Genomic DNA, 12,295 nt, shown 5'->3' on the forward strand with positions numbered 1-12,295 from the left:
CTCCGTCGCCCCGACCGTGACGCCCGGCCGGTCGCCACTTGCGGCGCGGCGCTGGCCGGCCGGCCGAGCCGGTGGGCGGAGCCAGCGTACCGGGATGTCGGCGGAGGCCGGTCCGCCTCCCGGCCCGGCTGCCGACCGCTGCGGGACGGCACTGTTTCGCAGTTGCGCCTGACGTCGCGGGAGGTCGTAGCGTTCCGGACGTGACCGGGAGAGACGACGTCGGACGTCGGTGGAGCATCGGTGAGCTGGCCCGGGCCACCGGAACCACGGTCCGCACCCTGCACCACTACGACGAGATCGGCCTGTTGCGGGCCGCCGAGCGCACCAGTTCGGGGCACCGCCGGTACACCGAGGGTGACCTGCGCCGGCTGTACCGGATACGCGCGCTGCGTGGACTCGGACTGTCTCTGGAAGAGGTCGCGGCCGCCCTGGCCGGGGCGGCGGACGACCTGACCGGGATGCGTGAGCTGCTGGCGGCCCAACTGCGGGGACTGGCGGCCCAGGCGGCCCGGCTCGGCCAGCTCACCGAGCGGCTACGGGGGCTGCTCGACCAGCTCGACGCGGCGTCGATGCCCGGCCCGGACCAGTTCCTGACGACCTTGGAGATGATCTCTGTGTTCGAAACCTCGTTCAGCACCGAAGAGCGGGAGCAACTGGCGCGGCGGCGGGCGGCGCTCGGCCCGGACGGAATCGAGGCGGCCCGGACCGAATGGGCGGAACTCGTCACCGAACTGCTCCGGCACGTACGGGACGACACCCCGACCGACGACCCGGCGGTACGGGCACTGGTCGCCCGCTGGGACGCGCTGGCCGGCCGGTTCCACCCGCCCGGGGCCGACGGCGAGCGGACCCGGGCGGCGGCCCGGCGGATGTGGGACGAGCAGAGCGGGGAACTCGGCCGTAACCTCCCGTGGCCGGCCGACCAGTTGCGCGCCCTCGTCGACTACCTCGACCGGGTACGCGCCGCAGGGCGGCCCGGCCAGGCTCCGTGACCCGGCTAGGCTCCGTGACCCGGCTAGGCTCCGCCTGATGCGGATCGACCTGGTGACCATCGTGGTGGCGGAGTACGACCCGGCGATCGAGTTCTTCACCGGCGTGCTCGGCTTCGAGCTGGTCGAGGACTCGCCGTCGCTGACCAACGACGGTCGCCCGAAACGGTGGGTCGTGGTCCGGCCACCGGGTGCCGAGACCGGCATCCTGCTCGCCCGCGCCGACGGCGAGCCGCAGACTGCCGTGGTCGGCGGTCAGGTGGCCGGCCGGGTCGGGTTCTTCCTCCGGGTCGACGACTTCGACGGCGCGTACGGCCGGCTGGCAGCGGCCGGCGTCGAGTTCGTAGGCCCGCCGAGGACCGAGCCGTACGGCCGGGTGGCGGTGTTCCGGGACATCGCCGGCAACCTGTGGGACCTGCTCGGCTGAAGCACGGTGCACCGTCGTCGCAGGGCGGCGGGAACGGGGCGGTAAACCGGTTGCCGGAGCGAACGGATCTCTGTTGTCCTGACCGTTGCCGGCCGGGCCGGATGCGACCGGGAACCGGCCGGACGCGACCGGGAACGGCCGGAAGCCAACCGAGGGGAGACCGCCATGCCACGAGTGCCGATGTCCAGTCCGAGCAGGCGTCGTCTACCCGAGGATATGAGGCTTCATGAGTACGTCGGTCTCCACGACCAGCACAGCGGCGGGCGTCGGTAGGACGCGCCCGACGGAAATCGGGTCGGCTTCCCGGCCGGCCTCGCACGAGGGGGACGAGTGATGTCCATCCTCGACGATCCCGGTCTCTTCGGCCGGCTCTGGGCCGCCGGCTACGACAGGGGCTCCAACCCGGACCCCGGTCCGGCGGTGGACTTCCTCGAAGGTCTCGCCGACGGCGGCCCGGTGCTGGAACTCGCGATCGGCACCGGCCGGGTCGCACTTCCGCTGGCCGACCGCGGTCTCGCCGTCGAGGGCGTCGAGGCGTCCGAGGAGATGGTGGCACAGCTGCGTGCCAAGCCCGGTGGTGAGCGGCTTCCGGTTGTCGTCGGCGACATGGCGGACGTGCCGGTCGACGGGCCGTTCAGCCTGGCCTACCTGGTCTACAACACGCTGTTCAACCTGGTCGACGCCGGGCGGCAGGAGGACTGCTTCCGCAACGTCGCGCGGGTGCTGGCGCCGGGCGGCGCGTTCGTGATCGAGACGTACGTCCCGGACCCGGTCGACATGGACCGGACCGAGCAGCAGGTCCAGGTGTGGGACGTGACGGAGGACTCGGCGACGATCCGGCTGCACCGGTTCGACCGGGACGCGCAGACGTTCGTCCGGCAGACGATCAGGTTCGACGGTCAGGGTGTGCACCTCAAGCCGTTCGGCATGCGGTACGCCTGGCCCGAGCAGATCGACGAGATGGCGGAGCGGGCCGGTCTCCGGCTCGCCGAGCGGTACGCCGACTGGCACCGCCGGCCGTTCGGCGCGGAGAGCGGCAGCCACGTCTCCGTCTACCGCCGAGGCTAGCCAGCGCCGACCGGGGATCCGTGCTGGTCGTCGCGTCCGGTGCTTCACCGGACCGTGTCGGTGGCGGGTCCCCGGTCGGCGGCCTCGCCGGTGTTGGCCTCTCGTCCGGCGGCGGCCCGCTCGACCTGGGCGGCCGCCGCCGACAACGCGCCGAGCTGGGGGAGCCGGGGCACGAGCAGGACCGCGCCGAGCACGAGTCCGGCCAGTTCGGGCGCGAGCAGGATCCACTGCCGGGTGGTGGCGGCGTCCTCGCCGAGCAGCATCTCGGTGATCCGCACGGCGGCGAGGCCGGCGACGCTGAGGGTGCCGAGTAGCACCCCGACCAGATGCAGCCGACAGCCGGCGAGTACGAGAATAGTGCCGCCGATGCCGAGGTGCAGACCGACGATCACCGCGTTGATCTCGGCCAGCGAGTCGGTCGCGGTGAGGCTGACCCCGTACGGCGGGCGGATCAGCCAGCTCGCGACGCCGATCAGCAGCAGGCCGACGCCGGACACCCAGCTCATGATCCGGACCGCCGTCCCCGCCCACCCGGCGCCGAGCGTCTCCGGCAGCCGCCCCGGGCCGGTCGTCTCCGGCAGCCGCCTCGGGTCGGTCGTCCTCTCCTGCCGTCCGGTGCCGCTCGCCTCTGGGCGCCGCCCCGTGCCGGTCATCGCGGCTCGCGCAGCGCTCTGACGGTGAGGTCGACCAGTTGGCGCAGCCGGACGCCCAGCACCTCGGGCGGGGCGTCCTCCTGCTCGATCCCGGTCGTCGCGTCCAGTAGCAGCAGCGCCAGGTCGGTGGCGGGCAACCGATCCGGTTCCAGCCCGCCGGCGTCAGCGACTAGCCGGGTCAGGATGGCGTGCAGCCGCTGGTGGAAGGATTGCAGCAGGTCACCGGCGACGCTGGCGGCGTCGGCCAGTACCTCGGCCCGGACCTCGCCATCGACCGCGCCGACGACGAGCCGGAACTTGGCCTCCAACACGCCGTGCAACCGCTCCGGTAGCGGCGCGTCCCGCCCGGCGGCGGCTTCCGCGTCGGCGAGTGCCGCGTCGAGCATCCGGGCGCCCACCGCTCGGAAGATCGACTCCTTGCCCTTGTAGCGCTGGTAGACCGTCGGGCGCGACACCCCGGCGGCCTCGGCTATCCGTTCGACCGACGTCCCCCGGAAGCCGTACCTGCCGAAGCAGCCGAGGGCGGCATCGAGGATCCGATCAGTGGGGATGGGAGACACGCTTACAGTCTTGACTGAAAGTGTTAATTTCGTCAAGGAATGCTGTCTGTCGGCCAGGTGCTGCACCGCGAAGTCGAGGGCGGCGGGTCGGGGCCGGCGGGACTGCCCCTCCGGAACTTCCGGTCGACTTCCGGGAAGTGGGGGCGGGTCGATGTGTGGCACGTCCAGGTCTTGTGTCCGGCGTCTTCGATGGGTATTAATAGTGGTACAGCTTATCGACGGAGCTGATTACCGGAATCTTTCGGTAACACTCTCCCGGTCGGCGATACGCCCGTCGTCGGCCCGATGGCCACCTCCCGGTGGCGGGACAACAGCAACAACCGGCTGGCTCGTTGCCGGGCCGTCGAACCGAATCCGGCTTCCACGGCACCGGATCCGGTCCCGGGAGTAGGCGCCACCCGCGCTGCCAGTCAACGGCGGCGGCCCACCAGCGCCGCCAGTTGACGTCGGCGGAACCCGGTGCGGAGGGAAGGACGCCCCCTCCGCACCGGGTCGGCGCACCCGGGAGGCGCGGAGCTGACTTTCACCGTCGAGCTGGGACAACATCGAGCTGGGACAACAGGTCAGGAGCCGGGCGTCGTCGCCACGGTGAGCAGGACGGCCGAGTCGTCGAGCGCGGTCAGGCCGTGCCGTTCGGCCGGAATGACCAGGTGGTCACCGGCGCTTCCCTCCCACGTCTCGGCGGCGGTGGTGAGGCGTACCCGGCCGTGCAGGACCTGGAGCGTCGCCTCACCGGGGTTGTCGTGATCGGCGAGGCTCTGTCCGGCGGCGAGCGCGAGCAGGGTCTGCCGCAGCGCGTGCCCGTGCCCGCCGTGGACCGTACGGGCGCTCCGGCCGCTGCTGCTCTCCCGCGCCGAGGTCAACTGCGCCTCCAGCAGAGAGGTCAGGGAAATCGACTGCATCGCACTACCTTTCGACGTGGTGCTCAGGCCGCCAGCAGCAGGGTGCCGGTGGTGATCAGGGCGGCGACCTTGACTGCCTCCAGGGCGACATAGGCGTAGTGGCCGCGCGACCGTGGCGCCTCCCCGCCGGCGAGGATCAGGTCGGACCGGCGGGTCAGCCGGGGACGTACCAGGGCGAGCTGCACCACCAGCACCGTGACGACGACCGCGACGGCGACCACGACAGCGGCCCCGGTCGGTGCGCCGGCCGCGATCACCGCGACCACCAGGATCACCGTCAGGACGACCTCGACGGCGTTGAGCGCCCGGAAAACCAGCCGACCGATGCCGAGCCCGATCCGCAGGGTGACCTCGGGAGCCCGGAACTTCAACGGCGCCTCCAGAAAGGAGATCGCCAGCACCATGCCGAGCCAGACGAACGTCACGGCGGTGGCGAGCGCCGGAGCCGTACTCATGAATTCTCCCTCTCCGCGCCACCGCGCGGTTGCGGCAGGTGGCCGATCACGACGCGCCGCCCGCCCCGCCCACCCCGCCGAGGTGGGCCAGACACAGGTCGGGTTCGGCGAAGGGCTCGAGCCGCTCGACCGTGGCCGAGGCACCGGTGGCGGCCATCGCGCCCTGCATCAGCGCCAGATGCACCTGGCAGATGACCTGGGCCTCGGTCTGCACGAGATCCAGGAACGGGCAGTGCCGCAACCCGATCTGTCGCCCGCCGGCCGTGACCCGTCGCTCGGGTGCGAACCCGAGGTCGTCGAGGAGTTCCACCAGCCGGTCGACCGCCTGATCGCCGGTGGCGGCAGACGCTCCGGCCGGCGGCTCGGCGAGCTTCCTGCCCCAGGCGCGTCCGGCCTCGGACGCCCTGCGCAGCGCATCGGGATCGGTGGCGACGCTGCCGGCCAGGATTCCGGCCAGGAGTCGGTAGTTGCGTGGCCCGGCCGGATCCATCCCGGGTCGGGCCCGGAACAACAGTGCCGGTCGACCGCGCCGGCCGGCAGCGGCGTGGACCCGTTCCACCTGCCCCGTCCCGGCCAGGGTGTCGAGGTGGAACCGGACCGTGTTCGGGTGTACGTCCAGCCGCTCGGCGATGTCGGTGATGCTCAGCGGCACCGGTGACGCGCGGAGCGCGGCCAGCACGTCCGCCCGGCGGCCCACCGGCGGCCCGGTCATGAGGTCTGCGGTGGCAGGGCGGCCACCAGCGCCGTGTCGACGCCGAGCGGGCCGAGCCTGACCGCGCCACCCGGCGAGTCCAGCGGCTCGTCCCGGCCGGGCAGGGGCTCGGAGAAGAACCGTTCGTTGTCCGGTTGGTAGATCCGCCACTGGTCCGGCAGGTCGTCCTCGTAGTAGATCGCCTCGACCGGGCAGACCGGCTCGCAGGCGCCGCAGTCCACGCACTCGTCCGGCTGGATGTAGAGGCTGCGGGCGCCCTCGTAGATGCAGTCCACCGGGCACTCCTGCACGCACGCCCGGTCGAGCACGTCCACGCAGGGGAGCGCGATCACGTAGGTCACGACTTGAGTTTACACAAGCGGCACTTGTATAAATAGGGTCCGACGAGAGGAACCCCGATGCCCGACCAGGAACTCGACGTACGCGGCCTGCGTAAACCGGACAAGCACCCGGCCATCTTCCGGACCTACGACGCCCTGGCGGTCGGTGAGTCCTTCGTGCTGATCAACAATCACGATCCCCGCCACCTGCACGACGAGTTCGACACCGACCACCCCGGCGGCTACGGCTGGGAGTACCTCGACAAGGGGCCCCAGCTCTGGCGGATCCGGATCAGCAAGCTCGCGTCGACCCCGCTGCCGCGCATCCTCTGCGACACCGCGACGGTCGCCGCCAGCGAGGATCCGGACGCCGCCGGAGCGATCTGGAAACTGCCGATGAGCGAGCGGGACCTCGACTCCAACATCGTCGCACTGCCGGCCGGCGGCACCATCGACGCGCACGCCGGGCCCGATCTCGACGTACTCGTCGTCGTCCTCGCCGGGTCGGGCCAGCTCGGTACCGAGCTCGACACGCTCGACCTTCGCCCCGGGGCACTGGTCTGGTTGCCCCGCCGCTCCCGGCGCCGGTTCGTCGCCGGCCCGGACGGGCTGCGCTACCTCACCGTCCACCAGCGCCGCCGCGCCCTCGTCCTCGGTGCCACCGTGGGAGGTTCCGAGGCCGCCGGCTGACGCTGGCGGAACCGGTGTGGAGGGAAGGACGGCCCTCCGCACCGGCTGACGTACCGGAAGCCTTTCGTGGAGATGGCGTCTCCGATGGGGTGCCGATCGCCCAGGTGCGCCGGTACACCGAACTCGTCCGGCAGGGCGAGATCACCCTGGCGGAACGTCTGGCCCTGCTGGAGGAGGATTCCCGGGAGGTCGAGGAGCGGACGGAGCTGCTGTGTCACCAGTACGCCCACCTCCAGGACAAGATCGCCTGGTACCGGGGACAGCTCGATCGTCTCAGGGTGTCGCGACCCGGCCGAGTGCCGCCTCGACGATCCGGATCGCCTCGGCGGGATCGATACCGATCCTGGTGATGACCGCCGCGTAGTCGTGGGCGGCGCGGCGGGCCTGTTCGAGGGTCTGCTCCCCGGCGGCCGAGACGAACGAACCGGCCCGGCCACGGGTTTCGATCAGCCCGGCCTCTTCCAGCTCCCGGTATGCCCGCCCGACGGTGTTCACGGCGAGGCTGAGGTCGGCCGCGAGCCGCCGGATCGTCGGCAGTCTCGTGCCGACGGCGAGCGTGCGATCCTGGATCTGTCTCGCGAGCTGGGCCCGGAGCTGCTCGTACGGCGGAGTCGGCGAGCCCGCGTCGATGACGATCATCCGGTGACCATGGCACGTCGGGCCGCCGTCTCGACACCCGTACTCCGGAAGTGGATCAGGCAGTACGCGATGGCGCCCACCACCACGAGCCCGATCGAGGCGACGTTCCACCAGCCGAACGATTCTCCGTACAGGAAAATTGCCGGCAGCGTCCAGACCAGGCTGGGGGTGACGAGAGCGCGGGCGTCCTCGACCCGCATGATGACGTCGGCGGTGAGCGATGCCTCGTCCTCCGCCACGGCCGGGCTGGCCAGCACGTTGCGCAGTTGCAGCACGATGCCGACGGCGGCGCCGGTGAGACCGATCAGGACGACGGTCGCCCCGCGCCGCAGGCCGGGGTCCGGAACCGCCAGCACGCTCACCGCGAGCAGCAGGGCCGCGGTGAAGCTGGCGACCGTGAAGACGGCGTACGGCCGACCGAGCACCGCCGACCAGCCGAGCTGGACCGGGTGGGCGACCCGCCGGGCCAGTCGCGCGCCGGCCCGCCGGTCGACGTGCCGTACCCACCAGCCGAGCACCCACTGCGCCACCAGCAGCCCGACCACCAACGCCACCAGCACCAGCGTCGGCAACCAGGAGGAGGTGACGTCGCTGGGCAGCGCCGACACGTGGGTGAGTGCCGCGCCGATGATGAACGCGGCCAGCAGCAGGCTGTCGGCGACCTTGGCCCGCCGCCGCACCGCCAGCCGCGCCGCGAGCAGCGGGGTCGGCTCGACGTCGGCCAGGCCGTGCCGCTCCAACCACACCCCGGCCAGCCACCGCTTCGGATCCGTCTGAGCTGGCGGTCGCATGTCCTACCTCCGATTGTCGCAAGCGTTGTCTTATAAGATTGAGTCATAGGATGCGACAATGTCAACCCAGGGCGGGCGCTGGGCATGCTCGCCTGCCGGCTCGGGGACAGCGCAGCGGTGACGTCGGACGCATCGATGGGTCCTGGCCGGGTTGACCGAACTCAGCGTCGCCACGTACCTGTCGACGCACCGGATACGGCTCGCGGAGATGGCGTTTCCGGCGCGGGACGACGACGCTACGGGAGATCTTGCCCGGAGGCGACGACCCGGTGGGTTTCCTCTGCGGTCGCGGGCGTGAGCGGTGGTCGGGTGGCGGTCGTCTGTCGAGCCGAGGAGCCGGAGGGTTCATCTGCTCAGTTCAACGAGACGGGATGCCCGTCACCTCGACCTCGACCTCTTCCAGGCGGAGCGCCTTCACAGCGCGATACAGCGCGACCTGGGCGAAGGTGAAGGGGGAATTGGCGTCGACCGTGCGACCCGAGCCGAGGGCGATCGTGTACTCACCCGCCGGCTGTTCGTCGCCGCTCTCGTGTTCGGTGCACTGGGTCTGGCCGGCATGATCCTGGTGAGAGCGGCGATCGAGCCGTGAAAGCCGCCCGACGCGACGGTGGCCGACCATAGCCCACCGGTCGGCTATGGTTGCGGGCATGCATTCCGGTATCGCCGCGATGAGGCCCTGGTCCCGCCGCTGACGGCGGCAGGGTTGACGCGACTGTGAGCTAGCTCTGTTCCGCCGTCCTGGCGTTCCTGCCGGGCGGCGTCTTCGTGCTGCCCGGCTCCACGACGAGCCGAAGAGCAGACAGTGAACAATCTTGACCTGCACTCATCACCAGATCCGACCGTCCCGTCCGATCTCGCCTGGGGTGGCCGGCTGCCGGCCGGTGACCGGGCGCACATCCGAGCCGACGGCGTACGGGTCGTGCTCGGCGGACGGGTCGTACTGTCCGACGTCAGCGTCACCGTCTCGGCCCGCTCCCGCCTCGCCATCGTCGGCGAGAACGGGCGGGGCAAGACGACGTTGCTGCACGTGCTGACCGGGATGGTCACGCCCGACCAGGGCACGGTGGAGCGGATCGGCACGATCGGCGTCGCCCGGCAGTCGCTGGAGGCGCGCGGCGGGGAGACGGTCGGCAGCCTCGTCCTCGGCGCGATCCGGGAGTCCCAGCGCGCCCTGCGGGCCCTCGACGACGCGGCGACCGCGCTGGCCGAGGGGCGGGAGGGCGCGGATTCGGCGTACGCCGCCGCCCTCGACGCGGCCACCCGGCTGGACGCCTGGGACGCGGAGCGGCGCGTCGACGTGGCGTTGGCCGGCCTCGACGCCTGCACCGACCGGGACCGCCCGCTGTCGACGCTCTCGGTCGGGCAGCGCTACCGGGTACGCCTGGCCTGCCTGCTGGGGGCACGCTACGACCTGCTGCTGCTGGACGAGCCGACCAACCATCTCGACGCCGAGAGTCTGGCGTTTCTCACCGTACGGCTGCGCCAGCACCCGGGCGGGGTGGTGGTGGTGACGCACGACCGTGCCCTGCTCGACGACGTGGCCGTGGAGTTCCTGGACCTCGACCCGAGCGACGACGGCCGACCGAGGCTGTTCGCCGGTGGCTACCCGGGTTGGCAGCAGGGGCGTCGGCGCGAGCGTGAGCGTTGGGAGCGGGACTACGAGGCTCAACAGGCCGAACACCAGCGGCTGGCCGACGCGGTGAGCGAGGCGCGGCAGCGCCTCAGTACCGGCTGGCGTCCGGAGAAGGGGCACGGCAAGCACCAGCGCCAGTCTCGGGCGCCGGGAGTCGTCCAGGCGCTCCGGCGCCGGCAGGAGGACCTGGACGCCCACCAGCTCACCGTGCCCGAGCCGCCGCTGCGACTGCGTTGGCCGGACCTTGCCACCCGCCCCGGGACGCCGCTGCTGCGCTGTCACGACGTCACCGTGGCCGGGCGGCTGCGCCAGGGTGTCACGCTCACCCTGGACGGCGGGGACCGGCTGCTGGTGACCGGGCCGAACGGGGCGGGCAAGTCGACACTGCTCGCGGTACTGGCCGACGCCCTCGAACCGTCGACCGGCGAGGTACGCCACCTCGGGCGGGCCCGGGTGGCGTACCTCGGGCAGGAGGTACCGGCCTGGCCGCCGGGCGCGCTCGCCCACGAGTTGTACGACCAGCACGTCGGCCGACTCCGGTCCCGGGGACAGCTGCCCGACCGGGATCACCTGCCGCTGACCGCGACCAACCTGCTCGACCGGGCGGCCCTGCGTACCCCGGTCGGCCGGATGTCCCAGGGCCAGCAACGCCGGCTGAACCTCGCGTTGCGGCTCGCCGGGCGACCCGATCTGCTGATCCTCGACGAACCCACCAACCACCTGTCGGCACCCCTGGTCGACGAGTTGACCGCCGCCCTGCTGGAGACCCCGGCCGCCGTCGTCGTCGCCACCCACGACCGTCGGATGCTGCACGACCTCGCGGCCTGGCCGACGTTGCCCCTCGGCACCGACACCACGGAACCGTCATGACCCGACCCACGCCGGCCGGGGCGCTCCGGCCCCGATCGCTGATCGGCACGTTCAATCGACCTCCAGTTGCCGTCCAGTCCGGACTGCGAGCCTGGCCCGCACACGTACCTCGAAACACGGAGGAAGCATGATGCGGACAGGCAGGGTACGGAGAGCGTCGTCGGCAGCGGGGCGGGCGGCGTCCACTCCGACACGGACGGGCCGGGCGGCCGAGGGGGACGCCCGGGTCGAGGCGGTCGGCACGGTCGACCGGGCCGGACCGGGCCCGGTGAGGTCACGTCTAGGGTGGCGTCGGAGCGCGACGCTGGCCCTGGCACTGGCGCTGGCCGGCACGCTCGGGTACGCCGGGCCGGCGTACGCCGGTGTGTCGGGGGACGGCGGTGCGTCGGGGGACGAGGGCGCGTCGAGTTTGCCGGCCCGGCCGGCGGTGGCCGCGCCCGGCGTCTCCGGGGTGGCACCGACCGCCGCCATCCGGCCGGCCGGTCGACGTTCCGTGGCCTCTGCGGCGAGCGGCACCGGGATCACCCTCGGAAAGCCGAAGGCCGGTCCGGCCCCGCGTATGGTCGCCGACGCCCAGGACGATCCTCCGACCTGCGTGCCGTACATCAGCCGGCAGGTGACCCTCAACGGCACCGCCCTGGCCCGGGTCGACTACCTGGCGGAAATCGTCTGCAACTTCTACCTCGCGGGTACCGGCCAGGCGTACCTGATCGAGCGGACCAGCGGTGCCAGGTACAACGGCTCGGTCGTCGCCGCCGCCGCGCCCTTCGCCTTCTCCTCTTCGTACTACGGCTACAGCCTCGGTGCCGTACTGATCGACGGTCGCATCTACGACGGCGGCCGCCAGTTGGAGATCGGCTTCGACCTGGTACTACAGACGTTGAACGGGACACCGTGGGGCGGATGCTTCGCGTTGCCTGCCGGGCAGCGCTATCTGTCCCCGTGCTACGGCCTGGGTACCCCCACGCTGTCGGTCTCGCTGGGGTCGGGAGTGTTCAGTACGGGTCTGCCGGCGTACAACCCGGCGGCGGCGATCCGGGACATCCCGGCGATCGACCTGCTCACCTTCCACGTCGGCGGGCAGTCCGACCCGGCATCGACGGCCCGGCAGAACATCGTGGACACCGCGGCCGGGTTGCCGGCCAGTACCAGCGACTTCAGCCATGTCGGCCGGACCAGTGTGAACCTCGACCTCGACATGTTGCGGGGGATACTCAGCCTGCACCTGACGAACGGCTTCAACTTCCGGGTGACCGCGATCGCGGGTAGCCGGCACGGCGCGAACTCCCGGCACTACGCCGGCAAGGCGTTCGACGTCGACACGATCAACGGCACCCGGGTCACCACCACCAACCCGTTCAACCAGGCGTTCAAGGACGCGTGCCGTGCCTATGGCGCCACCGAGGTGCTCGGGCCGGGGGACGACGCGGACCACGCCACGCACATCCACTGCGCCTGGCCCCGTTGACGGCCACGCCAGGGCAGGACAGCCGCCGACGGGCGGACCGGTGGGGGGGGCCCCCCGGGGGCCCCCCCCCCCCCCCCCGTGGGGGCGGGGGGGGCCCCGGGGCCCCCCCACCGCGGTC

Annotated in this window: 15 protein-coding genes; 6 read left to right on the forward strand and 9 right to left on the reverse strand. The window is 71.9% G+C overall.

Annotated elements, in window-relative coordinates; all coding sequences use genetic code 11:
• The first annotated feature begins 200 nt into the window (after window positions 1–200).
• From V1634_RS25695 to V1634_RS25705, 3 genes are all read left to right on the forward strand, one after another.
• Window positions 201–992 (forward strand): MerR family transcriptional regulator, encoded by a 792-nt coding sequence (locus V1634_RS25695; protein WP_331210450.1) that lies wholly within the window; start codon window positions 201–203, stop codon window positions 990–992.
• A 37-nt stretch (window positions 993–1,029) separates the two neighbouring features.
• Complete coding sequence (locus tag V1634_RS25700) at window positions 1,030–1,416, forward strand: VOC family protein (protein WP_331210451.1); 387 nt, start codon at window positions 1,030–1,032, stop codon at window positions 1,414–1,416.
• A 333-nt stretch (window positions 1,417–1,749) separates the two neighbouring features.
• Window positions 1,750–2,484 (forward strand): class I SAM-dependent methyltransferase, encoded by a 735-nt coding sequence (locus tag V1634_RS25705; RefSeq protein ID WP_331210452.1) that lies wholly within the window; start codon window positions 1,750–1,752, stop codon window positions 2,482–2,484.
• Window positions 2,485–2,528: 44 nt separating this feature from the next.
• On the opposite strand, the gene V1634_RS25710 is transcribed toward V1634_RS25705, so the two are convergent.
• From V1634_RS25710 to fdxA, 6 genes are all read right to left on the reverse strand, one after another.
• Window positions 2,529–3,137 carry a hypothetical protein gene (locus V1634_RS25710; RefSeq protein WP_331210453.1) on the reverse strand — a complete coding sequence of 203 codons (609 nt, stop codon included), beginning with the start codon at window positions 3,135–3,137 and terminating at the stop codon, window positions 2,529–2,531.
• Window positions 3,134–3,697, reverse strand: coding sequence for a TetR/AcrR family transcriptional regulator (locus V1634_RS25715; RefSeq protein ID WP_331210454.1), 564 nt, complete (start codon window positions 3,695–3,697; stop codon window positions 3,134–3,136). Before V1634_RS25715 ends, V1634_RS25710 begins: the two co-directional genes overlap by 4 nt.
• 563 nt (window positions 3,698–4,260) lie before the next feature.
• Window positions 4,261–4,599: a cupin domain-containing protein gene (locus V1634_RS25720; protein ID WP_331210455.1), complete on the reverse strand. Its 339-nt coding sequence runs from the start codon at window positions 4,597–4,599 to the stop codon at window positions 4,261–4,263.
• 23 nt (window positions 4,600–4,622) lie between these two features.
• Window positions 4,623–5,054: a hypothetical protein gene (locus V1634_RS25725; protein WP_331210456.1), complete on the reverse strand. Its 432-nt coding sequence runs from the start codon at window positions 5,052–5,054 to the stop codon at window positions 4,623–4,625.
• A 46-nt stretch (window positions 5,055–5,100) separates the two neighbouring features.
• Entirely contained in the window at window positions 5,101–5,766 is a 666-nt protein-coding gene (locus V1634_RS25730) for a helix-turn-helix transcriptional regulator (RefSeq protein WP_331210457.1), read from the reverse strand.
• Window positions 5,763–6,107: a ferredoxin gene (fdxA, locus tag V1634_RS25735; RefSeq protein ID WP_331210458.1), complete on the reverse strand. Its 345-nt coding sequence runs from the start codon at window positions 6,105–6,107 to the stop codon at window positions 5,763–5,765. Before fdxA ends, V1634_RS25730 begins: the two co-directional genes overlap by 4 nt.
• Window positions 6,108–6,164: 57 nt before the next feature.
• Here fdxA and V1634_RS25740 point away from each other — a divergent pair, with 57 nt between their 5' ends.
• Complete coding sequence (locus tag V1634_RS25740; protein ID WP_331210459.1) at window positions 6,165–6,776, forward strand: DUF2249 domain-containing protein; 612 nt, start codon at window positions 6,165–6,167, stop codon at window positions 6,774–6,776.
• 273 nt (window positions 6,777–7,049) lie between these two features.
• On the opposite strand, the gene V1634_RS25745 is transcribed toward V1634_RS25740, so the two are convergent.
• The 3 genes from V1634_RS25745 to V1634_RS25755 all read right to left on the reverse strand — a co-directional run bounded on the left by V1634_RS25745 (window position 7,050) and on the right by V1634_RS25755 (window position 8,855).
• Complete coding sequence (locus V1634_RS25745) at window positions 7,050–7,415, reverse strand: GntR family transcriptional regulator (RefSeq protein WP_331210460.1); 366 nt, start codon at window positions 7,413–7,415, stop codon at window positions 7,050–7,052.
• Window positions 7,412–8,206, reverse strand: coding sequence for a hypothetical protein (locus V1634_RS25750; protein WP_331210461.1), 795 nt, complete (start codon window positions 8,204–8,206; stop codon window positions 7,412–7,414). Before V1634_RS25750 ends, V1634_RS25745 begins: the two co-directional genes overlap by 4 nt.
• A 358-nt stretch (window positions 8,207–8,564) precedes the next feature.
• Window positions 8,565–8,855, reverse strand: coding sequence for a hypothetical protein (locus V1634_RS25755; RefSeq protein WP_331210462.1), 291 nt, complete (start codon window positions 8,853–8,855; stop codon window positions 8,565–8,567).
• A gap of 153 nt (window positions 8,856–9,008) precedes the next feature.
• On the opposite strand from V1634_RS25755, the gene V1634_RS25760 reads away from it, so the two are divergent.
• On the forward strand, window positions 9,009–10,709 hold the full coding sequence (locus tag V1634_RS25760; protein WP_331210463.1) for an ATP-binding cassette domain-containing protein: 1,701 nt from the start codon (window positions 9,009–9,011) through the stop codon (window positions 10,707–10,709).
• Window positions 10,710–10,977: 268 nt separating this feature from the next.
• Window positions 10,978–12,177, forward strand: a complete 1,200-nt coding sequence (locus V1634_RS25765) for a hypothetical protein (protein ID WP_331210464.1) — start codon at window positions 10,978–10,980, stop codon at window positions 12,175–12,177.
• Window positions 12,178–12,295: the final 118 nt, after the last annotated feature.

The sequence above is a fragment of the Plantactinospora veratri genome (assembly GCF_036421995.1).
GTDB classification, from domain to species: Bacteria; Actinomycetota; Actinomycetes; order Mycobacteriales; family Micromonosporaceae; genus Plantactinospora; species Plantactinospora veratri.